This window comes from Trinickia dabaoshanensis (assembly GCF_002879885.1).
GTDB classification, from domain to species: domain Bacteria; phylum Pseudomonadota; class Gammaproteobacteria; order Burkholderiales; family Burkholderiaceae; genus Trinickia; species Trinickia dabaoshanensis.
In genome coordinates, this window is record NZ_PNYA01000084.1 from 1 (window position 1) to 632 (window position 632).

At 59.3% G+C, this 632-nt stretch carries 2 protein-coding genes; one reads left to right on the top strand and one right to left on the bottom strand.

Features of this window, described 5'->3' with window-relative positions:
* A partial coding sequence (locus tag C0Z18_RS33115) for a hypothetical protein (RefSeq protein WP_158244355.1) occupies positions 1–274 on the top strand: 274 nt, incomplete at its 5' end.
* A gap of 63 nt (positions 275–337) precedes the next feature.
* Here C0Z18_RS33115 and C0Z18_RS32475 read toward each other — a convergent pair.
* Positions 338–632, bottom strand: a 295-nt coding sequence (locus C0Z18_RS32475; RefSeq protein ID WP_146014172.1) for a response regulator, incomplete at its 5' end; no start/stop codon positions are given.

Sequence of the window (632 nt, forward strand, 5' to 3'; positions counted from 1 at the left end):
AAGCGTTGCGGCTCAAGATCTCGTGTCGCTAACGGCTTATAGCGCTGTCTTAAAAGACTGCCAGTTGGGCATAGAGCAAGAAGATTCGCAGCACAACCCGCGCTACCGCGCATGGGTGCAATTGACCCTGTGGGACGACGAGCCTGTAGAGGGCGCCCCCGTCTATGGGGAAAGCCCGGAAGAGGCAATCAGCCAGGCGTTTGACGAGGCGCAGCAACTCTTGCAGCGCCTGGCGCTCCGGCGCCCCAAGCCGATGAAAAGCCGCGGCGACTAAATAATAGCGAAGTCGATAGGTGCCGGCCTCGCAAAGGATGGCACGCGCGAGGCCGTTTGCTGGTCATGCCGGCGATGTCGCTCCCGGCGATGCTCCGTGTTTGGTCACGTCATGTACCGATTGCGCTGGGCTGGGCGCTGCATCATTTGCGCAATCGAGCGCGAGAACGCGTGACAGCGCATAGATGAGTCGCCTTGCATCGATAGGCTTGCGTAAGTAGATGTCGAATAGCCCCGATGCGCCGAACTGATCCCGTGTTTCGGAAGAAATGACGATGATCGGCAGGCGTCTCAATAGCGGAGATGCCCGAATCGCGCGACACAACTGAATGCCGTCAAGCTCGGGCATCTGCACATCG